This window comes from Bacillus sp. FSL L8-0199, assembly GCF_038005705.1.
Taxonomy (GTDB): Bacteria; Bacillota; Bacilli; order Bacillales; family Bacillaceae_G; genus Bacillus_A; species Bacillus_A cereus.
On sequence record NZ_JBBOTS010000001.1, the window covers coordinates 1,112,185 to 1,133,828 of the forward strand.

Below are 21,644 nucleotides of genomic sequence, written 5' to 3' on the forward strand. Positions count from 1 at the left end.
TCATCACTGATCAAACCAATTCCAAACCTCAATATCCCCAAGAGTCGCATAACGCACATTCGGTGAGTTTTGTAATTTCAATAATTCTTTCGACGGGCCAGTAATGACCATGCCGTATACTTTAACGCCGTTATCTTTTATATACTGATAGCGCTTATCTAAGTTCAGATCCTTTTCACGAGTCCAAGTCGTTTTACTTACAGTTTCTTTATTTATAGAAAGAATGCGCATCATTTCGATTACTTCATCTTCTTTTGTGTGTAGTTTTTTTGTTTCATTTTCAGGAAGATTTATATGTTCTCGAAATCCGATAACTTCTCCGCTATGCAAGAGAAAATCGTCTTCATTTATTCTTTCTTGTCCTGTGTCTAAGGCGTACCATAAAGGAGTTGGTGGCATTTCTTGTGTTTCAAATGCGCTATATAGAATGGATTCGACTTCTTGTAAAGTGTAAACTTTATCGAAAGATATCGCTAATTCTGCAACGGTACCCTCATGTATCTTTCCAAGTGTATCCCAAACTTTTTTAGATGATTCTTTCAAAGAAGCTTCTTCCTTAATTTTTGGATGAACAAAGGAAAGTTTTTTTGAATAGGCTCTGTTTTCCCAAGATTGATTTGTGACAGTTACAGATGATAAGAAACTACGCATTGTTACTGTACCAATTGGAAATTCTTTTTTACCGATCGTTTTATATAAATCCATTTCAGTTTCTGTACGAAAGAAAGGTTTAACCTTCGTATTTCCTCCAGCGGAACGACTATTTGGCATTGTTGCTTCTATTGCGAGTGCTGGTATATCATCCACTTTCCGGAAGTTTTTCATTTCGTTCGAATAGAAGTAAAAGGAAGATGCAAAATGACCAACAAAATAGATTGCTATACAAACAGCAAGGACAAAACTAACGGTTTGCCAACGCTGTTTCCATTTTATTTTCCAAAACGGGACTTTTAGATTTTGTGGTGGTAGTCTTTTCTTTATCGGTTCACTTTTTGAAAGCAAATCATCTAAGTAATCGTCACACTCTTCACATGTTTCAATATGACTTTCTAACCGCTCTTGTTCATCCTGCGTGAGCGTTCCGTTTTCGTATTTCTCCCATAGTTTTTTAAACTTTGTACAACCCATCCTAATCACTCCTTTATGCCTTGTGTTTCTTTTCGTCCCCTGTGTAATTCAATTTTCACTTTCGCTAGTGAGAGACCAGTCATCTCTGCTATTTCCTTATACGAGAATCCGTAGTAATCTCGTAATAGTAGAACATTTCGTCTTTCAAGGGGAAGCGAAGATAAACTGTCTAACCAACTAGCAATCTCATGTTTTACAAAATAAGAGTGTTCTGTACTTGGTACGTTTGGTAAATGGAATTCTTCCACTGTCGTTGTTTTATATCTTTTTTCTTTTCGATACCAATCGATAAAGGCGTTGTAGGCAATTGTAAATAACCACGGCCTAATTTCTTCTCCTTTATAATAGTCAATATGGATGAGCATGCGGTAAAACGTTTCTTGCATGAGATCTTCCGCGTAGTGAGAATCTCCGGTTAGGGAGAGAAGATAGCGAAATAAATCTTGCATGTGCTCGGAGTAAATGTCTTCTAATGATTGTTTGCGTTTCACTACATTTCCCTCCCTTCATACATAACAACGAAATACATATCAAAAAGTTACATTTGTTTTTAAAAATATAGTAAAAAACGTCAAGAATTGGATAGGATTCTCTTTTATCATAGTACATATAAGGCGGGTGAACAGAGATGGAAAGCTATGAAACACAAATTCAAAGGTCAATTGATTATATTGAGGAAGATGTCATGGAAAAACAGACGCTGCGTAATTTAGCACGTATTGCAGGTTTTTCTGAGTCGCATTTTCATCGTGTATTTCAGGCGTTAGTAGGTGATACAGTAATGGAGTATGTTCGAAAGAGGAGGTTAGCCCGGGCAGCTTATCAACTTTCTCATACGGATGAAAAAGTTATTGATATCGCATTTGAGCATGGCTTTCAATCTCACGAAACGTTCACGAGAGCCTTTAAGAAATTATTTCAAATGACACCGAGTGAATATCGAAAACAAGAAATTGAAACACCGATGTATTACAGCGTGAATGTAAAGCAAAGAAAATTAAATCCGTATTTAGGAGGCATACAAATGGAATATCGTATTGTAAATAAACCAGAATTTTTAATGGTAGGTTATGAACTGAAGACGACAAGTAAAGAAGGGAAAAACCATCAAGACATCCCAGCATTTTGGCAAGAATATTTACAAAAAGATCTTGGAACAACGATTCCGAATCGTAAAGATACGAGCCAATGGGTAGAGCTTGGATTATGTACTGATTTTAATTTAGAAACAGGGGACTTCACTTATATTATCGGAATGGAAGTTACAGACTTTGAAAATGTACCAAATGAAATTGCAAAGCGTACTTTCCCTGCAGCAACATATGCAGTATTTACAACGCCGAAAGTTCCTCATAAAGAAATGGTATCGTCTATTCACCAAACTTGGAATGCAGTATTCTCAGAATGGTTCCCACATTCAGGGTATGAACATTGCGGAGTTACAGAGTTTGAACTGTACGATGAGCGTTGCCACGAAGATAAAAGTGAGTTCGCTCAAGTAGAACTTTGGATACCGGTGAAGAAAAAATAATAGGGTAAGAGCGAATCATTGGGAGATGGTTCGCTTTTTTTATAAGTGGATTGTTAAATTTGTATTGTTTTATCTGTAATACATATGAAAATGGTAAAATAAAACAGCAATTAAATATTGCGGGTGGAAGGTTATGCCCTTTCTTCATTTGGTGAAGAAAGGAGGTGTAATCGTATGGAATTTCTTTTGCAAATTTTGTTGGAAGTCACAAAAACTATAGCTAGAGAAGGTATAGTTTTGGGATTTAAGAAATTAACGGCAAAAAAGCGTAAAAAGAAGACCACCCGTCTGCCTGCGAAGCGTGGGAAGTCTTCTAAGCTCAAATAAGCTTTAGTTGCAACCTTCCACCTTACGGTAATTAGTTGCAGTGACGGGGTGTTGGAAGCACCTCGTCTACTTCATTTTATGCAAAACTTAGCTAGTTTATACTTCTATTTATAGTATAACAGTTTAGAAATGTATTTGTTAATAGTTTTATTTTTACTTTGTATAGTAGGGAGGTAGGTTAGTATTGTCGGTTTTTGTCGGTAAGTCGATATATCTAGAAAATCGCTGATATAATTCGAGTTGCGCTGATATATTCAAAAAATCGCTGATATAATTCGAGTTGCGCCGATATATTCAAAAAATCGCCGATATAATTTCATATACCGCTAAAACACCTCAAAAAAAACGATCTGCATAATTTCAATTACCGAAAAACTCTCCCAGAAAAGAAAAAAAGACGCCACATAGCGTCTTTCTTACGAACGAAACGGAAATACAAGAATAATCGTCGTTCCTTTTCCGAGTGCACTATCAACGGAAATTGTTCCGTTATGAGCATGAACGAGCTGTTTTGTAATGGCTAGGCCAAGTCCAGTTCCAATGTTGCTTTCTTCTGTGTTTGTTCCGCGGTAATATCGTTCAAATAGAAGTTCTTTCGTTTTTTCATCCATTCCTTTTCCATCATCTGAAATGGAGAGTGTAAAGGAATTAGCGTTTTGTGATAGTTTTACGGTGACAGTAGTTGTTTCGTTATTATGTTTTACCGCGTTTACGAGTAAGTTTTCGATAATACGCTGGAACCATTTTTCTTCAATGAAATATTGAATTTTATTTGAGCTCGGTACGAATTCAATATTTTGATTTTGGAGTGTTGGATTGTTAATAAATTGCAATAATACTTTTTGAACGAACTGATTGATTTCAACGTTTACGTGTTGGGCAGGAAGGCTGTTATTTTTTAATTGATACGTTAAGCTTAAATCATCAATTAATGTCGTCATATATTGAGATTTCTCTTTCATAACACTACCAAATTGCTGAATATCACGATCAGTCCAGTTATATTGATTCGATTCGAGTAATAATGCGTAGCCATATATAGAGCTAAGTGGTGTTTTTAAATCATGCGTTAGACCGGTAATCCATTCTTCTCGTGTTTGCTGGAGGACATGTCTCATCGCATCATTTTTTTTGAGTGTAATAGAAAGGTGTTCTAGTGAACTTGTTACATCTCTAAACAAACGGAATGACCATTTTTCTTTACCAGATCGCCGGAACCTGACAGGTTTTCCTTTTTTACTAATAGGTTCTTCATACTTTCCACCAGCGATATTTTTAAGCCAGCGCATCGCATGTAATAATGGTTTCCCGAATTTATTACCGTACCAAATAGAAAGAATGACTAAATAAACAAATACGATAAGAAGGATTAATCCGCATCCGATGAGAAACTTCTTAGTAAATACATCTTCAATTTCGTCATTTGGATAGTAGTGCTCATTTTTTGCAGTTACAACGAGAAGGTTGCCGCTATTTGCATCGTAAAAGCTAGAAGTGTTTTCTTTATGATTCCACGGTTCTTTTTCATTAAGGGCAATTTGTATTGCTGAAAATATTTTTTTCTTTCCAGTTGGATAGGAAAAAACCTCTTCGCCATTTTGATTAAATATTTGAAGTGTTGCTTTTTCTTTAGATAGTAACTGTTTTTCTTGGTCTGTTAATGCGAACGAATCCATCGTTAAAGAGGAATGCTCCTTTTGAATTGCTGTCAGTAACGCATTGCTTTTTAACATACCACCATAAATAACAAGTGCTTTCTTTTCTTCTAATTCAATTTCCCAATATGTAAATTTATAATTGCTTTCGATATGATGTTGTATATATGCGACTAAAGATGTCTTCGTATAAGCATCCGGAACATCATTTGGTGTATTAAAGTGGTAGAGGATCTTTCCGTTTTCATCTACAACTTGGAGCCAATCATTTTTCTCCTTTATTAAATCTTGTACTTCAGATTGTAACGAAATATGCCCATCTTCTGAAGAGATGTATCTTGAAATTGTAAAACTATCAGAATCCGGAATGTTAGGTTCGTATAAAGTACTAGTAAGAAGAAAAATTAAATAAGTAAAAGCAGCAACTACAGCGATAAGTAATGTAACTAAAACAAAAACGTGTTGCATGATAAATTGAATAATAAGTCGTTTATTAAAATTCATATCGTCACCCTACTTTGTAACGAACTTATAACCAAGCCCGCGAACGGTTTTTATATATTCTGGTTTACTTGGATCGTGTTCAATTTTTTCACGTAGTTTTCGAATGTGGACCATAACAGTGTTGTCATCGCCATTATAGGCAGGTGCTCCCCAAACTTTTTCATATATTTCCTCTTTCGAAAATACGTAGTTCGGATTCTCGCAAAAGAAGAGTAGTAGTTGAAAGAGTTGAGCGGAGCATTCGACAATGTGCCCATCTACTGTTAGTTCTGCAGAGTGCTGATTGATTTCAAATCTTCCAAATGAAATTGAGTGTGGTTTTTGTTCGTGTGGTACGGTTTGTTTCATATGTCTCCGAAGCTGTGCTTTCATACGTGCTACTACTTCTAATGGATTAAATGGTTTCGTAATATAATCATCTGCACCGTATGAAAATCCGGATATTTTATCTAAATCAGATGCTTTTGCTGATAGGAAGAAAATTGGACAATCTGTTTGTTGGCGAATGATTGGACAAATATCAAAACCAGATTGTCCAGGAAGCATTACATCTAAAATAATTAAATCGTAATGGTTTTGCTTAGTTAGAGATAAAGCTATTTCAGCTGATGTTGCAGTTGTAATATGAGAAAAGCCTTCTTTTTCAAGAATGGTAGTTAGTAATTGTAAAATTGCTGTTTCATCATCAACGAGTAAAATATTTGCTTGGTACATAAATATCCCTCCTAATTTTCTCGAATATCATATCATCATTTTGTAACTTATGGAATTTTTAAGGAAATTTTAAGGTTTTCTTTCGCAAAAAATTAAGAATCAAATGATATGATAAAAGTAACATAGGGGAGGAGATGAGTGTGAACCCGTTTCAAGTGATGCGAGCTAGATATTTTTTAATTGTATTTGCACTATTAATTTTAATAGCGAGAAGTAGTGGCGATTTGCTAACAAGTATATTTCATATACAAAATTCTTCTTTTATAAATATCCTTATATTCTATATCCTTCCGATGGTATGGATTTCTTATGAGTATAGAAAGCACCACATTTCATTTTCATTATTTGTTAATAAAAATGAAACATTTAACTTGGTACAAGTTTTATACATTACGGTTATGTTATGCATGTTTAGTTACGGGTATCTTATTTTGTATATGTATAGTTTTGCATGGATTACACCGGACTTTATTATGAACGCCCTGCATGAACCAATTGTAGATAGTACTGGGGGATATGTATCTCAAGTCATTAGGGTCGTATTCATCGCACCAATTATCGGGGAATTTGTTTTTCGCGGATTTTTACTTCAACGTTTTGCAACAAAATGGGGAACGAGCATAGCGACCATCGTTGTAGCAATATTGTTTGCGTTGTTACATGTTGATTTCCTCGGTGCAGCCATATTCAGCATCGTATTGTCAATCGTATATATTCGTACGAAAAGTTTACTCATGCCAATTGCAATACATATGTTAAACAATGCATTTGTAATAGGTGCGTCTTTTCTAATAAGTAGAGAAAAAATTATGAGTTTTGCCGATTTCTCAAATTATACGACATTCTTTCCTGGACTTATTATTTTTATAACAGGATTAAACTTAGTACTTATCTTTTTATTTGTTAATCGCAAATATTGGAGTAAAGAAGTGCCAGTTATATATGCAGAGCAGAAAAAGAGCTTTTCAGATGTAGTCGGGAGTAAATAAGATGAAGAAGACGGTTGAAAAAATATTAAAAGACATTATAGATGCTACGTCTATTACAGATATGTGTGATAGAAGTGTTTGTCATTGGCTTCAACCTGTAGTAGATACGATTGTGTTTCCAGAGTATTACGTATTTTCTAGTACTCATTTAAAAGAAAATATTATTTCTCTTCTTATTGTGTTCGGGGTTTTACTAATATTTGGTCTAATTGTAGAAGAAATGATGAAGCGCATCTTCAAAAAGAATGAAGAGAAGTATATGTGGATTCATAAAGTATTCGAGAAAGTAATGGTGGCTTTCCTTTTGTTTTATGGTATGAAAACAATCATTTACTTTATAGCTTTGAAACATCATTAATTCGAAATTTGAAAGGGATGTATAAAATTATATGAATGAAACGATATCATCAAATAAGTTTTTTTATTTGATTTTACTTAGTCTAGTGTTAATAACGACAGTGAATGTTATTTTGCGCTGGGAGGAAGCTTATTTTTTCATGTATTTAGCGCTCCATTTGCTAGGGATTTTATGTATAAGTGGTGGAGTGGTTACTGAAAAAAAGAATGAAGAAAGCGTTAACTATATGTGTGTGATCGGTCTTGTTTTACTTTTAGCTGTACAGGGTATTATGAAATATAGTTCTTTCTCTTTACAAGATTTTAGTTTATTAATAGATGTACTTCCTTAAAGAGGCTTTTTATTTTATCTAAAAAGCAAGTAGGGTACGTGTTGGTTTGTAAGTGTGATCCTTATTACGGATTGTGAACCGAAGAAAGTGTCTAAAGGTAGGTAAAACTCTTCTATTTGTAGAAGAGTTTTTTTATGTAAATAAAAGGCTCTCGAGCAATTCGCATAATAAGCTTGTTCTAATTTAGCGTATACGAACTTACAATAATAATAGACAGGCAGCATAGAGGAGGGAATAGCGTGAGGAAGGTTATCGGTTGGTCGTTTTTTTTGTACGTTGGATTTGCGTTACTTATATATTGGTATTTATTTGGATGGAATCATGAACTTATTCCGGACATGTATAAAGGAACGAGTGCAGATCCAGAAACGTTTATGAGTGCTAGAGAGCTTACGCTAAGCCAAGATTATTCGCGCGTGAAAAATTTACTATACTTTTTAGCGACGCCTCTTGAATGGATTATTTTATTATTTGTACTTGTGCTAGGTATTTCAAGAAAGTTTGAGAAATGGTCGAAGGAAACGACTAAAATAAGTGTTTTGCAAGTTGCGATTTATTTCTTTTATTTATCATTATTGACAACAGTGCTTGCCTTACCGATGCAATGGATTGGCCGGAAAGTGTCCGTTGATTACGGCATTTCAACACAAAGTACACAAAGCTGGATAAAAGATCATGTTATCGGTTTTTGGGAAAGTTATGCGACTATGTTAATCGTAGTTACCGTTCTATTATGGCTTATCCGTAAATTTCCGAAGAGATGGTGGCTCGCAGGATGGGCGCTCTCTGTTCCATTTACAATCTTTTTAACATTCATACAGCCTGTCGTTATTGATCCACTGTATAACGACTTCTCGACGCTGAAAAATAAAGAATTAGAAACGAAAATTTTAGCGATAGCAGACAAAGCGGACATTCCTGCTAAACACGTATATGAAGTAAACATGTCAGAAAAAACGAATGCATTAAATGCTTACGTAACAGGAATTGGTCCTAACGCTCGTATTGTAATGTGGGATACAACGCTTAAGCAGTTAAAAGATAAAGAGATTTTATTTATAATGGCTCATGAAATGGGGCATTATGTTATGAAACATATATATTTTGGCGTTGCAAGTTATGTATTGCTATCGTTTATAGGTATGTTTTTAATTAGTCGTATTATAAATATGTGTATTCGCAAATGGGGAGATACATTGCAAATTTCAAAAGTAGCATGTTTCTCCATTTTACCTTTATTTTTCTTAATTTCTTCTGTCCTCTCTTTTGCAGCACAACCAGCAACAAACTACGTTTCACGTATAGAAGAAAGAGCCGCAGATCAATATGCTTTAAATATGACGAAGGACGGGAAATCTGGTGTGAAAACTTTTCAATATTTATCAAAAACAAGTTTAAGCCAAGTAAATCCGCCTGCGTTAGTAAAATTTTTCTTATACACGCACCCACCAATTTTTGAAAGAATTCATACGTTTGAACAATATGAGAAACAAAGCAAAAAGGAGTAGCATGATAGCTACTTCTTTTTTTATAGGGATATAAGTTTGATATTGGGAATATTTATCATTGCTTTTTATTGCGATTTTGTAAATAATAAGCTATAAAATTCTAAAAATCTATATATAAAGGAATAAAGGTGGAAAAATGTATTTTTTACAAAATTTAAAAGTGAAATATAAATTATTAGCGCTTATTTCATTAGCAGTTTTAGGTATGGTAATTATGAGCAGTGTAGCAATTAATTCTATTAATAAGATTAAGCACGATACAGAGGTTGTAGTAGATGATTATCAATATTCTGCAATTTTATTAGAAGGAATGCTTCGTACACAAAATTCATTAGAATATAACTTACTAGAATTAATTACGGCATCACAAAATGAAGTGGCAAATAAAGAGGGGATAATTGATAATATTGAAAAGGATCTTAAAAAATATGATTCTTTATTAAAAGAATATGATGATGGTTTTAATTTAAGTAAGCAAGAGGATGAACTATTTCAGAAGATGAAGAAATCTTTGCCAAGTTATAAAGATACATATAAAAAATTATTTGAAAAGGCGAAGGTAACAAATGAGCCACAAATGGTAAATGAATTTCAGAAGGAATTAAAACCGAAGGGAATAGAGTTAGCTGGTTATGCAGTGGATCTAGAATCGTATGTTTCAAATTTAGCTGACCAAGTATTTAAAGATTCTCAAAAAATGATTGATCGTTCCGTTATTACCTTTATCATTCTTGTAGTAGTTACTACAATCGTTATATGTATAGTAAGTTATATTATTAGCAAGCTCATAGTTGCTCCTTTACAAACGGTTAGTCGTATGATGGAAAGAGCGAAAGAAGGAGATTTAACCGTACATGGTGATTATACTGCTAAGGATGAATTAGGTATATTAGTAAGTAATTTTAACGAGATGATTGCAGGGCTAAGAACAAATATGCAAGAAGTAGAGAATAATATTCAGCTTTTATTCCAACATGCAGACGGAGTAGTATCTGCATCAGAAGTATCTAGTAGTGCAGCGAAGAAAATCACTATGGATATTGAAGAAGTTGCAAATGGTGCAGAGAGTCAAATGCAAGCAATGGAACAAACTGCGGGTGCGATGGAAGAGTTGACGCAAGGAATGCAGAGTATAGTCAATACATCATCCTCTGTAAATGAATTATCTGCTCAATCAGCATTAGATGCAGAGAGTGGTAACAAATTAATGAAACAAATGATTCAACAGATGGATACAATCCAAAATTCGGTACATAGCGGTGTGAAACAAGTAGAGACTATGAAAGAACAATCAGAAGAAATTGTTAAAATCATTGATGTTATGCAAGGTATTACCTCCCAGATTAACTTATTAGCATTAAACGCCGCAATTGAGGCTGCACGTGCTGGTGAAAGTGGTAGAGGATTTGCAATTGTGGCAGATGAAGTGCGGAAATTAGCAGAACAATCTAGTGATTCTGCAAAACAAATTGAGAATCTTATTACTCAAGTTATGGGAACAACGAACCATACGGTACATATGATGGGGAAAGTAGATAATGAGGTACAGGCAGGTACACAAGTAGTAATGCATACAGAAAAAGTATTTGGAACAATTACAGAAAAAGTACAGCAAGTATCTGAGCAAATTCAAACGGTATCTATGTCTACAGATGAAATTGCAGCGAGTAGTGAGGAAATCTCGGCTTCTGCAGAAGACATGGCTCAAATTTCCCAAAGATCATCTGACCGAACTGATAGGGTAAAAGAGTCTATTCAACAGCAAGAAAAATCTGTTCAAGAGATTTCGGTTTCAATTGAACATATGCATAACGCAGCAGGAAAATTAAAACAAATAGTTGCCCAATTTACTCTTCAAAAGTAGTAGCATATTTGAGTGTTAATAAATATAAAAAAATCATCCTCTTTTAAGAAAAAAGGATGATTTTTTTATCCTGTTATTTGCTGGGCAGTAAGACCCCCACCTCAAAATTCAGTGAAAAATGCTACCTCTGAAATATAAACCATGAATATAGTAACCTCCATTAGGCATCTCCTTTAGGTGCCAATAAAGGGAAGTTATAAAGTGAAAAGGAGTTTATAAAGAGATTGTAGAATGTTTTAGTATATAACACCTTAGATGTGACAACTTCCTTTTTGAAAAAGAAAGAAGGGGGTATAAAGCAGAAAGGTAGTGGAAATATTTCTTCTAGAAGATTTGCATTTTATCTTACATTCACAAAAAATAGTACTCCTGAAACAATGAAGTTCATTTTATTTGAATGAAATAGGGAGAGAGGATAATGAAGAAAAAAATATTGGGTGTAATGATGATTGCGACAATGGCAGGAGGTATATTTGCAGGGGCGAATGTGACACCTGTAAAAGCGGAAGAGTATCCACAAATGATTGTGTTTGAAGATGTTCCATACGGATTTTGGGCATATGATGCTATTATGGATTTAGCGTATCATAAAATTATATTAGGGTATGGAAACGGGAAGTATGGTGTTGGCGATCTTATAACACGTGAACAAGTAGCTGGGACTATTTACAGAACACTTGAGATAAAAGAAGAAGGGCCAGTAGGGAATCCATATAAAGATGTTTCTGATAGTACAACCACTTTTAAAAAGGAAATTTTAGCGTTAACAAAACGTGGTGTTTTTACAGGGGATGGCCAAGGGAATTTTAGGCCGAAAGCACCAATCTCTAGAGCGGAAATGGCTGTCATTTTAAAACGAGCATTTAATTTTGAAACGAAACAAAAACATACATTTAAAGATATTCCAAAAGGTCACTGGGCAGAAGATGCAATTAGTGCGTTACAATCTAATAATGTTGTGAGAGGAACTGGGAATGGCATGTATGAATTAAATCGCCCTGTACCTAGAGAACAATATGCTCAGTTTATTAATAATGCGATTATTAATTATCATTTGAAAGAGGATTGGAAGTAGAGTGAAATATGAAAGCACAAATAGAAAAATTTGTGCTTTTTTGTTTGTTTAAAAAAGAATTATTATTCGTATTTATGTATTTTTATGGTTATAAACAAGCTTTATAATCAACCCGATGAAAAAGACATGATGTGTAATATGATTCACAAAACCGTCACGAAATGTGTCGGAAAATATATTGTCACTATACCATTTATTCTGTATATTTTTAAAAAAACATATACATATTGGGGAGATAATTTGATGAGCAAAAAATTATTAAAAACAGCTACAGCATTAACAATTATGGGTGGGGTGTTATTCTCAGCAGAGAGTAATAGTGTAAAAGCGGAAAGTGCACCGTTGCAAAAGGCAAATACAATTGTATTTAAAGATGTACCAAAAGGACATTGGGCATATGAGGCAATTCATGAATTAGCGGAACAAGAAATAATTTTGGGATATGGCGATGGAATATTCGGTTTTGGGGATAATGTAACACGTGAGCAAGTTGCAGCTTTAATTTACCGTGTGTTTGATATGGAAGAACAAGATGAATATGAAAACCCATATGGAGATATCGATGAAAATTCAACAAGCTTTATCGAGGAGATATTGGCTCTAACGGAAATCGGAATTTTCCAGGGAGACGAGAATGGAAACTTTAGACCGAAGGCGACGTTAACGCGTGCGGAAATGGCACAAGTTCTTACGAATGCTTTTGACCTACAGGCAAAGGGATCTCATAACTTTAATGATGTTTCAGCAAATTCATGGGCAACGAATGCAATTAGTGCAGTACAAACAAATGGTATTACAATGGGAATCGGAGAAGGTAAATTCGGTCCGTCTATGAAGGTAACGAGAGAACAATACGCACAGTTTTTACATAGAGCAATATTGCATGATATGGAACAAGGGCAGTAATAAAGTTTAACTAGTCAAAGTGAAATTCAAAAATAATACAAAAAGGTCGTTGTTGTATAACAGCGGCCTTTTTTGTATGAAATAAAGCGCGAAAGAATGGCGTTTTGAAAAAAAACGAAATGAATTTTCGAAAAAAACTTCCTTTTCTGAAGATTTGTTATATAATATAAAACATGAAATCAAATCTGTTATAAAACAGTTTAAGAAGGGGATGCTAATATGTCGACGCAAACTTCACGGGTTACACTCGTTGGAGAAATGTTACCAGCGTACAGCGAAATATTGACACCTGAGGTGCTTAGTTTTTTGAAGGAACTACATGAGAATTTTAATGAGCGCCGCATAGAACTTTTACAAAAACGTGTAGAAAAACAAAAGAGAATTGATGCAGGGGAGTTTCCGAAGTTTCTAGAAGAAACAAAACACATACGTGAAGCGGATTGGACAATTGCCAAGCTGCCAAAAGACTTAGAGGATCGCCGTGTAGAGATTACTGGACCGGTAGATAGAAAGATGGTCATTAACGCTTTAAATTCAGGAGCGCATCTTTTTATGGCGGATTTTGAAGATTCGAATTCACCAACTTGGGAAAATGCAGTGGAAGGCCAAATCAATTTACGAGATGCAGTAAAGGGAACGATTTCACATGAAAATGATAAAGGGAAAGAATATAGATTAAATGAGAAAACAGCTGTACTCATTGTACGTCCAAGAGGATGGCATTTAGAGGAAAAGCATATGCAAGTTGATGGGAAAAATATGTCGGGTAGCTTAGTAGACTTCGGCTTGTACTTTTTCCATAATGCGAAAGCTCTTTTAGCAAAAGGGAGCGGCCCATACTTTTACTTACCGAAAATGGAAAGTTATTTAGAAGCGAGATTATGGAATGATGTATTCGTATTTGCTCAAAAATATATCGGCATTCCAAATGGAACGATTAAAGCAACTGTGTTACTGGAAACGATTCACGCTTCGTTTGAAATGGATGAAATTTTGTATGAGCTAAAAGATCATTCTGCTGGCTTAAACTGCGGAAGATGGGATTATATTTTTAGCTTTTTAAAGAGTTTCCGTAATCATAATAAATTCTTACTACCAGATAGAGCACAAGTCACGATGACGGCGCCATTTATGCGTTCGTATTCTTTGAAAGTAATTCAAACATGTCACCGCCGTAATGCACCAGCAATTGGAGGAATGGCGGCACAAATTCCGATTAAAAATAATCCAGAAGCAAATGAAGCAGCTTTTGAAAAAGTGCGTGCTGATAAGGAACGCGAAGCTTTAGACGGTCATGACGGGACTTGGGTTGCCCACCCTGGACTTGTACCGGTTGCAATGGAAGTGTTTAATCACATTATGAAAACACCAAATCAAATTTTTAGAAAACGTGAAGAAATATGTGTAACAGAAAACGATTTACTAGAGGTACCGGTGGGAACGATTACAGAAGAGGGCCTTCGCATGAATATTAGCGTAGGTATTCAATATATTGCATCTTGGTTAAGCGGACGGGGAGCAGCACCCATTTATAACTTAATGGAAGATGCGGCAACAGCTGAAATTTCAAGAGCACAAGTATGGCAATGGATTCGTCATGAAGGTGGAAAACTAAATGATGGTCGTAATATTACGCTTGAATTAATGGAAGAATTAAAAGAAGAAGAATTAGCAAAAATAGAAAGAGAGATTGGTAAGGAAGCCTTTAAGAAAGGGAGATTCCAAGAGGCGACAACGTTGTTTACAAATCTCGTTCGAAATGATGAATTCGTACCATTTTTAACATTACCGGGTTATGAAATTTTATAAAAAATGAAAAGGGGATGGAACAAATGAAAAACGAAAGAATCGAGAAGTTACAAGAAAGCTGGGAATTAGATGAGCGTTGGAAAGGGATCACACGTCCATATTCGGCAGAAGATGTAATTCGCCTGCGCGGGTCAATTGATATTGAACATACGTTAGCGCGTCGTGGTGCTGAGAAGCTTTGGACATCGCTTCATACAGAAGACTATATTAACGCACTTGGCGCATTAACAGGAAACCAAGCGATGCAACAAGTAAAAGCTGGGTTAAAAGCGATTTACTTAAGTGGTTGGCAAGTAGCAGCTGATGCAAACCTTTCTGGGCATATGTATCCAGACCAAAGTTTATATCCAGCGAACAGCGTACCTGCTGTAGTAAAACGAATTAATCAAACGCTTCAACGTGCGGATCAAATTCAGCATATGGAAGGAAGCGATGATACAGACTATTTCGTACCGATTGTAGCAGATGCAGAAGCTGGATTTGGTGGGCAATTAAATGTATTCGAACTGATGAAAGGTATGATTGAAGCAGGTGCATCAGGTGTGCATTTTGAAGATCAATTATCTTCAGAGAAAAAATGTGGCCATTTAGGCGGAAAAGTACTACTACCAACGCAAACAGCAGTACGCAATTTAATTTCTGCACGCCTTGCAGCAGATGTAATGGGAGTGCCGACAATTATCGTTGCAAGAACAGATGCGGATGCAGCTGATTTAATTACGAGCGATATTGATCCTGTTGATAAAGCATTTATTACAGGAGAAAGAACACCAGAAGGGTTTTACCGTACGAATGCAGGTCTTGATCAAGCAATTGCGCGCGGTTTAGCGTATGCACCGTACGCAGACCTCGTTTGGTGTGAAACGTCAGAACCAAATTTAGAAGATGCAAAACGATTTGCGGACGCAATTCATAAGGAGCATCCAGGGAAGCTACTTGCATATAACTGCTCCCCTTCATTCAACTGGAAACAAAAACTAGATGAAAAAACAATTGCAAGCTTCCAAAAGGAAATCGCATCTTACGGTTACAAGTTCCAATTCGTAACACTTGCTGGATTCCATTCATTAAATTACGGTATGTTTGAACTAGCACGTGGCTATAAAGAGCGCGGCATGGCAGCATACTCTGAACTACAACAAGCAGAATTCGCAGCTGAAAAACATGGCTACTCTGCAACACGTCATCAACGCGAAGTAGGAACAGGTTACTTTGATGAAGTGGCACAAGTGATTACAGGCGGAACTTCATCAACGACAGCGTTAAAAGGATCTACGGAAGAAGCACAGTTTACGAAATAAAAGGAAGGGGCACCTTTTTGAAAGGTGCCCCTTGTTATTTTCTAAACGATTCGAAAAGAGAGATTGAGTTGTCGGCAAAAAACGATACTAACTTTTCTTTATTACTAAATCAACTCCACTCAGCCCTATGATCACGAATAAACTTCATATCTTTCTCATAATGCTCTAGATGTCCTTCATCGATCATTCTTTGGAAATTCAAGTCGCCTTCTTGAGCTTTTCGTTTCATATATGTACATAACCCTTCTAATCGAAGCAACACCATTCCTAAGTAATCTTCATCCATATTTTTATCATAGGACTGAACGAACAAATTCACTCTCTCTTTAATACGATCTGCATGTTGCGATGAGTCATAATGAACGGCTTCACCGGATTCAGTATAATACACTCTACTTAAAGGCACACAAGTATAGAGTGTATAAGCGATATCCCATAGTCTTGGACCAGGAGCAGCAACATCGAAATCAATAATCCCTACTGGCTTCTCATTATTAAAAATAATGTTATATATGGCAAAATCATTGTGACATAAAACCTCAATGTTATTTGGAGTATGATCCATCGGTTTCCAATCAGCTAATAACGGAAAATCACTTACAGCATCATGGTAAAGGCGGAGCATCTTTGCTATTTTTTTTAATACATCATTAGATCGCATATATTCTTTTAAAGGATAATTGCCAGCTTCTCCTTCAATAAAGGATAAAATCTCTCTATCCTTTTCATCTACACCTAAAAACTTTGGAGCATAATGAAATCCTTTGTTTTCTAAATGTTGCAATAGCTTATGAATCTTTTCACTGCCTGGCTTTAACTCTCGCCGAACAGTATTTTCAGAACGATATACGCTTGAGACGTTTCCCCCTGTTAGCCTTTCTTCTTTAGCGTAGTTTGACATGTGAAAATTCCCCCTGTGATTAAAAAATCCAATTCCAAATAGTGAATAGACCAACAACGGCAGAAAAGAGAAGGGAAGCAAGCAATGCTAGACAGCCAAAAGGAACTAGCTTATCTTTCCATGTTTCTTTATACTCATAAATTAACTCCTCTGCTACTTTCTTCTGCACTGAAGATAAAGGTTGATCTTTATACAAACCTTTTATATGGTTAGAATCGCCTTTAAACTTTAAAGCACGTGCAATATGATGAGGACTATTTCCCATTGATTTTTCAAATAATAAACATGATTCATGCATAATATCTGTTTTATGCTCTTCTAGATACCAGTAACGTCCAGCCATTTCTGGATATTGTAATTTATAATAAATATCTCCGAGTTGTTTTCGAAGATGTAATTCATTTGGGTATGTAAAGATGAGGCCATGCAACCTATCTCTTGCTTTTCCAAGATTATTATTTTCAATATCCTCTTCAATTCTTTTTAATGTTTTTCTAGGAATTTTATTGGTCATAAATTCCTCCTTATTTAGAATAGAGATAATTATATTTTATAAGAAATACTAAAAATTAGAAATTCTATTTTCGAAAAAGATTGTACATTTTATTTTAATGTGCTATGATGATGTCAGTTGAATAGTTAAATTAAGCAATCCATATGTTATCAAGTGCTGAAAACGAACGAGAAAAAGTATGTGAGAACTAGTTTATGTTTCGTATTTGATAATGTGTGGATTCTTTTTTTAGACAGGAAGACTAAAAAATTTAAAATTTGTATTTTCTTAGGAGGAAATAATTATGGCAGTAACAGGACAAGTAAAATGGTTTAACAACGAAAAAGGTTTCGGTTTCATCGAAGTTCCAGGCGAAAACGACGTATTCGTACACTTCTCAGCAATCGAAACTGACGGTTTCAAATCTTTAGAAGAAGGTCAAAAAGTTAGCTTCGAAATCGAAGACGGTAACCGTGGACCTCAAGCTAAAAACGTAATCAAACTATAATTTTATAGTTGATGATGGAAAAAAGGATGGCTAATGCCATCCTTTTTTTGTTGTGGAGAAAGTTTTTTTAGAGCCTGTTTTTATATCTAAATCTCTTTTTCGATGTTACAACTGGTAAAAAATTATCTGGAATGCGTATTAGTTTCTGTAGAAGAATTAGTTCAGCAAGAGCATTTGCTGCGTATGATAGTAAATAACTATAAATTTGTATTCTCTGTTGAAATGGGGAAATCTTTTCCAGATAGACCTTGAGTAACATCTTTTTTGTTAGCGTTGTTGTTGGAATTTTGTACGTTTTGAGATGATGTTTCTAACAGTTGTTCTTGTTCCTTACTAGGGGTATTCAGAGCATCTGAGGGAATGCTATTAACCTGCTGATTTAATGGATTTTCTTTATCCATAGTATACAACTCCTTTTTAGAATTCGATAAAAAGCAATGTAATTATAAATAGCTACTTATATATATTGTGTTTTTGAATGACATTATATACAAAACTTATATTGCAAAGTTAACTAATTAACGAATTGTTAGTGATGGATAAAGATGTACAAATTTTAATTTTTTAATAAAAATTAAAAGCGGGTAACAAGTACAAATACTCTTTCTCATGTTTTATATAAGGATCATATTACAAATCAAAAAAGATGTAGAGAACCTTGGAAGAAAATATAGTCGTTTTTTAGGGTGAAGAAGAATAAATAAAATGATACTACAAATGTAAAAAGGCATTCCATAAAGGAAGGCCTTTTATTGTTCTTGCCCTGATTTTTTCTTCTCACGTTTTTTACATTCTGGACATTTTGATTTACGAAACGGTTTGGCAAAGAATAGCAGAATGAAAAATAAACCGAATATAATACTAGCTGAGTTTTTCACGATAATGACGCTACTATTTTTCATTTGAATCGATGGTTGGATCTCTTTTTCTTCCATAGTGGCCCTCCATATATTGGATTTACATTTTAATTATAGCAAAGTTAGTTGTTGTAATGATGTGAAATGAGGAATGGATAATAAATATTTATAGGTAGTATAAATGCTGTTTTTATAACTTTAAAATTAATTAATTTCTATATTTTGATTTTGTTGTTTAACAAATGTTTGATAAATGATAAAAAATTGTAAAAAAGCGGAACTTGTAAGCTATTTCCTTTTCATAGATGCTAAAATTATATATGCAGCTGCTAATATAAATGGAAAAAAGGAGATAATGGAGTATGGAAAGTAAAGTGGAACGCTATGTCGAAAATTATGTTGTAACGAAAAATACGATGGCCTTACTTCCTGTTATTCTAAGTGAAAAGAAAATTGTTACGCGAGTCGTTGAAATGAATGATTCTTTTTTCGTATTTCAAAAACCTCTAGATATTATAGAAAGAAGTTGCCGCAAGCATGGCTCTAGTTTCTTGGGCAGAAAAGAAGGAACGAAAGAGTTAACTCATATTACACATAAAGCACCGATTGCGATTAGTCCAGCAGATCAACTTTATTTTTTCCCTACCTATTCTTACTCTAGAAAAGAGTGCGCTTGGTTGTCTCATTTTTATATTGAAAGTAATAAAGAATTAGAAGATGGAAATCTTATTATTAGATTTATAAATGGCTTTGCTGTGAAATTAGAAATATCAAAAACTAGTTTTGAAAATCAACAAAATCGTACAGCGAAATTACGTACTGAATATGAAGATCGTAGGAAAAAACAAGGGAATCCTTGTTTTAAAGAGGTCGATAAAAAAGAGGAATCAACATTAAGACCCGCTTATGAGAAGGTGTATTTTGTTAGAGAAGAAGAAGTGTAATATAGAAAAAGCTGCCTCTAGAATGTTGCTTTAAGCGGCATTCTAGGACAGCTTTTTTGCTATTTAAATATTAATAAGTTTCTTCCTTACGGGCAGCATCCATCATAATGAAGATAGCTGATAAAATATGCAAAATCATTCCTACAAACGGAATCCATGCAAGGCAAGAAGTTACAATTCCTAGCACATTACCGTTAGCGCTCATATTAGCTTTTTTAGCCAATACTAAAGTAACAATATGTAATACTAGCATGAAAAGAAGTGGTAACCAAAGTAAAGAAACAACAATAGTTCCTCCGAGTACAGGTATTCCCAGTAAAGCCTCTAAGGCACCAGTAACCCATTTTAATAATTTTACTGTGTCTTTCAAAGTATTTCCTCCTAAAAATATAAAATAAATATATTGCGATATTTAGTATAACAGATTTATGTTGTTTTTTTAATAAAAAATGTAAAAAATACTATTTTTTTATATTTAAATAAATTATTTGTAATATACTATTTTTGAAGGGATATAAGGATATTGTTGGATAGGGTGTTATTAATATGTAATATCTTGTCAAATATTGATAGATTATCATAGCTAAATAATGAAGGAATTCTTATGAAAGATATGGAAACTTTAATAAATACATCTCCGTATGTCGTATCTACCATTTCCTCTTTCATATAAGCAATGATACAGTAGGGATAGTATTTAGAGTAAAGGGGTAAAGTGTAGAATGGATTTTCAGACAATCAAAGAGTATTTTTCACCAGAAAATATGGATCATATTGTTGAGAGTTATAAAGCGTTCGGACCACTTCTTGGTATTGGTTTACCGATGATAGAGGCGTTGATTCCGGTATTACCGCTTATTGTATTTGTACTGGCGAATGCTGTTGCATTTGGCTTTTGGCTCGGTTTTCTTTATTCATGGCTTGGATCAGTAATGGGTGCATTACTTGTCTTTTTCATCATCCGCCATTTTGGTCGCAGTCGTTTCTTTTCGTTTGTAAATAAGCATGAGAGAGTACGAAAAGCAATGGGGTGGATTGAAAGGAAAGGATTCGCACCGATTTTTGTTATATTTTGTTTTCCGTTTACACCGTCAGCGCTAATAAATGTTGTCGCTGGTTTATCCCGAATTAGTGTAAAACAGTTTGGTCTAGCGTTAGCATTCGGAAAACTTGTGATGATTTTTATTTTAACGTATATCGGTCATGATTTAATGTCATTTATTCATAATCCAGTGAAATCAGTTATTGTAGGGATTGGTATTTTTATTTTATGGTATGTCGGTAAGAAAATCGAAGTAAAGTTAGAACTACATTAAGAATAGTCTTCTTTGTAAAGGAAAGCTTCAGTATTAAAGGATAAGGGGAGAAGCAGATGAAGAAAACTTTGAAAAAAGAAGGCATAGAGTGGATACGAACAATTTTAATTGGTGTATTATTAGCTGTATTTTTTCGAACGTTTTTCTTTTCAACGTATGTTGTAGAGGGGAAGTCAATGATGCCGACATTGCAAGATGGCAATATGCTAGTTGTAAATAAGGTGAGTTATCAAGTTGGGGACTTGAACAGATTTGACGTTGTGGTATTTCATGCGAATAAAAAAGAGGACTATGTAAAGCGGGTTATCGGTTTACCTGGAGATCATATTGAATATAAGCAGGATAAGTTATATATAAACGGTCAATTTATTGATGAGCCGTATTTAGAGAAGTATAAGAAAGAGATAAATGGAAGGCAACTAACAGGCGACTTTACATTAGAAGAGTTAACGAAAGAAAAGCTGGTGCCACCCGGGTTTATTTTTGTAGTAGGTGATAACCGGCTCGGGAGCTGGGATAGTAGACACTTTGGCTTTGTAAAAGCTGATACAGTTGTCGGTAAAGTTGATTTGCGATATTGGCCAATTCAAGAGGTGCAAACGAATTTTTCAAAAGGTTGATATAA

General features: G+C 34.6%; 24 protein-coding genes and 1 pseudogene. 16 read left to right on the plus strand and 9 right to left on the minus strand.

Features of this window, described 5'->3' with window-relative positions:
- Window positions 1-3: 3 nt before the first annotated feature.
- Window positions 4-1,128, minus strand: a complete 1,125-nt coding sequence (locus NST86_RS05805) for an anti-sigma factor (RefSeq protein WP_227593271.1) — start codon at window positions 1,126-1,128, stop codon at window positions 4-6.
- 5 nt (window positions 1,129-1,133) lie between these two features.
- Window positions 1,134-1,619 carry an RNA polymerase sigma factor gene (locus tag NST86_RS05810; protein WP_000823978.1) on the minus strand — a complete coding sequence of 162 codons (486 nt, stop codon included), beginning with the start codon at window positions 1,617-1,619 and terminating at the stop codon, window positions 1,134-1,136.
- 137 nt (window positions 1,620-1,756) lie between these two features.
- Between NST86_RS05810 and NST86_RS05815 the strand changes: the two genes are divergently transcribed.
- Window positions 1,757-2,659 carry an AraC family transcriptional regulator gene (locus NST86_RS05815; RefSeq protein ID WP_000446847.1) on the plus strand — a complete coding sequence of 301 codons (903 nt, stop codon included), beginning with the start codon at window positions 1,757-1,759 and terminating at the stop codon, window positions 2,657-2,659.
- A gap of 174 nt (window positions 2,660-2,833) precedes the next feature.
- Window positions 2,834-2,986 carry a hypothetical protein gene (locus tag NST86_RS05820; RefSeq protein WP_000394953.1) on the plus strand — a complete coding sequence of 51 codons (153 nt, stop codon included), beginning with the start codon at window positions 2,834-2,836 and terminating at the stop codon, window positions 2,984-2,986.
- 416 nt (window positions 2,987-3,402) lie between these two features.
- Here NST86_RS05820 and NST86_RS05825 read toward each other — a convergent pair whose 3' ends face one another.
- Window positions 3,403-5,145: a sensor histidine kinase gene (locus NST86_RS05825; protein WP_001010438.1), complete on the minus strand. Its 1,743-nt coding sequence runs from the start codon at window positions 5,143-5,145 to the stop codon at window positions 3,403-3,405.
- Window positions 5,146-5,154: 9 nt separating this feature from the next.
- The gene (locus NST86_RS05830) at window positions 5,155-5,859 is read right to left on the minus strand and encodes a response regulator transcription factor (RefSeq protein WP_000283862.1); all 705 of its coding nucleotides are present in this window, start codon (window positions 5,857-5,859) and stop codon (window positions 5,155-5,157) included.
- A gap of 140 nt (window positions 5,860-5,999) precedes the next feature.
- On the opposite strand from NST86_RS05830, the gene NST86_RS05835 reads away from it, so the two are divergent.
- The 10 genes and pseudogenes from NST86_RS05835 (at window position 6,000) to aceA (ending at window position 16,000) form a co-directional block, all read left to right on the plus strand.
- Window positions 6,000-6,848, plus strand: a complete 849-nt coding sequence (locus NST86_RS05835; RefSeq protein WP_001067986.1) for a CPBP family intramembrane glutamic endopeptidase — start codon at window positions 6,000-6,002, stop codon at window positions 6,846-6,848.
- Between the two features lies 1 nt (window position 6,849).
- Window positions 6,850-7,206, plus strand: coding sequence for a hypothetical protein (locus NST86_RS05840; protein ID WP_000754331.1), 357 nt, complete (start codon window positions 6,850-6,852; stop codon window positions 7,204-7,206).
- A gap of 31 nt (window positions 7,207-7,237) precedes the next feature.
- Entirely contained in the window at window positions 7,238-7,537 is a 300-nt protein-coding gene (locus NST86_RS05845; protein WP_001006050.1) for a DUF2101 family protein, read from the plus strand.
- A gap of 239 nt (window positions 7,538-7,776) precedes the next feature.
- Window positions 7,777-9,045, plus strand: coding sequence for a M48 family metallopeptidase (locus NST86_RS05850; RefSeq protein ID WP_001233273.1), 1,269 nt, complete (start codon window positions 7,777-7,779; stop codon window positions 9,043-9,045).
- A 136-nt stretch (window positions 9,046-9,181) separates the two neighbouring features.
- Window positions 9,182-9,961 (plus strand): annotated as a pseudogene (locus NST86_RS34810) (MCP four helix bundle domain-containing protein); the annotation flags it as partial.
- A gap of 156 nt (window positions 9,962-10,117) precedes the next feature.
- Window positions 10,118-10,909, plus strand: a complete 792-nt coding sequence (locus NST86_RS34815; RefSeq protein ID WP_404978265.1) for a methyl-accepting chemotaxis protein — start codon at window positions 10,118-10,120, stop codon at window positions 10,907-10,909.
- A gap of 418 nt (window positions 10,910-11,327) precedes the next feature.
- Complete coding sequence (locus NST86_RS05860) at window positions 11,328-11,984, plus strand: S-layer homology domain-containing protein (RefSeq protein WP_000727096.1); 657 nt, start codon at window positions 11,328-11,330, stop codon at window positions 11,982-11,984.
- A gap of 138 nt (window positions 11,985-12,122) precedes the next feature.
- Window positions 12,123-12,890: an S-layer homology domain-containing protein gene (locus NST86_RS05865; RefSeq protein ID WP_114159535.1), complete on the plus strand. Its 768-nt coding sequence runs from the start codon at window positions 12,123-12,125 to the stop codon at window positions 12,888-12,890.
- Between the two features lie 219 nt (window positions 12,891-13,109).
- On the plus strand, window positions 13,110-14,699 hold the full coding sequence (gene aceB / locus NST86_RS05870) for a malate synthase A (RefSeq protein WP_000107347.1): 1,590 nt from the start codon (window positions 13,110-13,112) through the stop codon (window positions 14,697-14,699).
- A 23-nt stretch (window positions 14,700-14,722) separates the two neighbouring features.
- Window positions 14,723-16,000, plus strand: a complete 1,278-nt coding sequence (gene aceA, locus NST86_RS05875) for an isocitrate lyase (RefSeq protein ID WP_000787346.1) — start codon at window positions 14,723-14,725, stop codon at window positions 15,998-16,000.
- Window positions 16,001-16,109: 109 nt separating this feature from the next.
- On the opposite strand, the gene NST86_RS05880 is transcribed toward aceA, so the two are convergent.
- Together NST86_RS05880 and NST86_RS05885 are read right to left on the minus strand one after the other, a co-directional pair.
- The gene (locus NST86_RS05880; RefSeq protein ID WP_000073796.1) at window positions 16,110-16,901 is read right to left on the minus strand and encodes a phosphotransferase; all 792 of its coding nucleotides are present in this window, start codon (window positions 16,899-16,901) and stop codon (window positions 16,110-16,112) included.
- Between the two features lie 19 nt (window positions 16,902-16,920).
- The gene (locus NST86_RS05885) at window positions 16,921-17,415 is read right to left on the minus strand and encodes a DUF6584 family protein (protein ID WP_000182391.1); all 495 of its coding nucleotides are present in this window, start codon (window positions 17,413-17,415) and stop codon (window positions 16,921-16,923) included.
- A gap of 283 nt (window positions 17,416-17,698) precedes the next feature.
- Here NST86_RS05885 and cspA point away from each other — a divergent pair, with 283 nt between their 5' ends.
- A complete protein-coding gene (cspA, locus tag NST86_RS05890) occupies window positions 17,699-17,902 on the plus strand; it encodes an RNA chaperone/antiterminator CspA (protein WP_000301518.1) in 204 nt (67 codons plus the stop codon).
- Window positions 17,903-18,099: 197 nt separating this feature from the next.
- Here cspA and NST86_RS05895 read toward each other — a convergent pair whose 3' ends face one another.
- On the minus strand, window positions 18,100-18,303 hold the full coding sequence (locus NST86_RS05895; RefSeq protein WP_000356922.1) for a hypothetical protein: 204 nt from the start codon (window positions 18,301-18,303) through the stop codon (window positions 18,100-18,102).
- A gap of 348 nt (window positions 18,304-18,651) precedes the next feature.
- Window positions 18,652-18,837: a hypothetical protein gene (locus NST86_RS05900; protein ID WP_000391373.1), complete on the minus strand. Its 186-nt coding sequence runs from the start codon at window positions 18,835-18,837 to the stop codon at window positions 18,652-18,654.
- A 284-nt stretch (window positions 18,838-19,121) separates the two neighbouring features.
- On the opposite strand from NST86_RS05900, the gene NST86_RS05905 reads away from it, so the two are divergent.
- A complete protein-coding gene (locus NST86_RS05905) occupies window positions 19,122-19,703 on the plus strand; it encodes a competence protein ComK (RefSeq protein ID WP_000444440.1) in 582 nt (193 codons plus the stop codon).
- Window positions 19,704-19,773: 70 nt separating this feature from the next.
- Here NST86_RS05905 and NST86_RS05910 read toward each other — a convergent pair whose 3' ends face one another.
- Window positions 19,774-20,073 carry a hypothetical protein gene (locus NST86_RS05910; RefSeq protein WP_000655757.1) on the minus strand — a complete coding sequence of 100 codons (300 nt, stop codon included), beginning with the start codon at window positions 20,071-20,073 and terminating at the stop codon, window positions 19,774-19,776.
- Window positions 20,074-20,425: 352 nt separating this feature from the next.
- Between NST86_RS05910 and NST86_RS05915 the strand changes: the two genes are divergently transcribed.
- Complete coding sequence (locus NST86_RS05915; protein ID WP_000347520.1) at window positions 20,426-21,019, plus strand: TVP38/TMEM64 family protein; 594 nt, start codon at window positions 20,426-20,428, stop codon at window positions 21,017-21,019.
- A gap of 56 nt (window positions 21,020-21,075) precedes the next feature.
- Window positions 21,076-21,639 carry a signal peptidase I gene (gene lepB / locus NST86_RS05920; protein ID WP_000751910.1) on the plus strand — a complete coding sequence of 188 codons (564 nt, stop codon included), beginning with the start codon at window positions 21,076-21,078 and terminating at the stop codon, window positions 21,637-21,639.
- Window positions 21,640-21,644: the final 5 nt, after the last annotated feature.

What these genes read in the sequence shown, in the direction of transcription:
- NST86_RS05830 (WP_000283862.1), bottom strand. Translation starts at nt 5,859, where the DNA reads ATGTACCAAGCAAATATTTTACTCGTTGATGATGAAACAGCAATTTTA.
- NST86_RS05805 (WP_227593271.1), bottom strand. Translation starts at nt 1,128, where the DNA reads ATGGGTTGTACAAAGTTTAAAAAACTATGGGAGAAATACGAAAACGGA.
- NST86_RS34815 (WP_404978265.1), top strand. Translation starts at nt 10,118, where the DNA reads ATGCAAGCAATGGAACAAACTGCGGGTGCGATGGAAGAGTTGACGCAA.
- NST86_RS05865 (WP_114159535.1), top strand. Translation starts at nt 12,123, where the DNA reads ATGATTCACAAAACCGTCACGAAATGTGTCGGAAAATATATTGTCACT.
- aceB (WP_000107347.1), top strand. Translation starts at nt 13,110, where the DNA reads ATGTCGACGCAAACTTCACGGGTTACACTCGTTGGAGAAATGTTACCA.
- NST86_RS05880 (WP_000073796.1), bottom strand. Translation starts at nt 16,901, where the DNA reads ATGTCAAACTACGCTAAAGAAGAAAGGCTAACAGGGGGAAACGTCTCA.
- aceA (WP_000787346.1), top strand. Translation starts at nt 14,723, where the DNA reads ATGAAAAACGAAAGAATCGAGAAGTTACAAGAAAGCTGGGAATTAGAT.
- NST86_RS05900 (WP_000391373.1), bottom strand. Translation starts at nt 18,837, where the DNA reads ATGGAAGAAAAAGAGATCCAACCATCGATTCAAATGAAAAATAGTAGC.
- NST86_RS05895 (WP_000356922.1), bottom strand. Translation starts at nt 18,303, where the DNA reads ATGGATAAAGAAAATCCATTAAATCAGCAGGTTAATAGCATTCCCTCA.
- NST86_RS05825 (WP_001010438.1), bottom strand. Translation starts at nt 5,145, where the DNA reads ATGAATTTTAATAAACGACTTATTATTCAATTTATCATGCAACACGTT.
- cspA (WP_000301518.1), top strand. Translation starts at nt 17,699, where the DNA reads ATGGCAGTAACAGGACAAGTAAAATGGTTTAACAACGAAAAAGGTTTC.
- NST86_RS05905 (WP_000444440.1), top strand. Translation starts at nt 19,122, where the DNA reads ATGGAAAGTAAAGTGGAACGCTATGTCGAAAATTATGTTGTAACGAAA.
- NST86_RS05860 (WP_000727096.1), top strand. Translation starts at nt 11,328, where the DNA reads ATGAAGAAAAAAATATTGGGTGTAATGATGATTGCGACAATGGCAGGA.
- NST86_RS05840 (WP_000754331.1), top strand. Translation starts at nt 6,850, where the DNA reads ATGAAGAAGACGGTTGAAAAAATATTAAAAGACATTATAGATGCTACG.
- NST86_RS05915 (WP_000347520.1), top strand. Translation starts at nt 20,426, where the DNA reads ATGGATTTTCAGACAATCAAAGAGTATTTTTCACCAGAAAATATGGAT.
- NST86_RS05885 (WP_000182391.1), bottom strand. Translation starts at nt 17,415, where the DNA reads ATGACCAATAAAATTCCTAGAAAAACATTAAAAAGAATTGAAGAGGAT.
- NST86_RS05845 (WP_001006050.1), top strand. Translation starts at nt 7,238, where the DNA reads ATGAATGAAACGATATCATCAAATAAGTTTTTTTATTTGATTTTACTT.
- lepB (WP_000751910.1), top strand. Translation starts at nt 21,076, where the DNA reads ATGAAGAAAACTTTGAAAAAAGAAGGCATAGAGTGGATACGAACAATT.
- NST86_RS05815 (WP_000446847.1), top strand. Translation starts at nt 1,757, where the DNA reads ATGGAAAGCTATGAAACACAAATTCAAAGGTCAATTGATTATATTGAG.
- NST86_RS05820 (WP_000394953.1), top strand. Translation starts at nt 2,834, where the DNA reads ATGGAATTTCTTTTGCAAATTTTGTTGGAAGTCACAAAAACTATAGCT.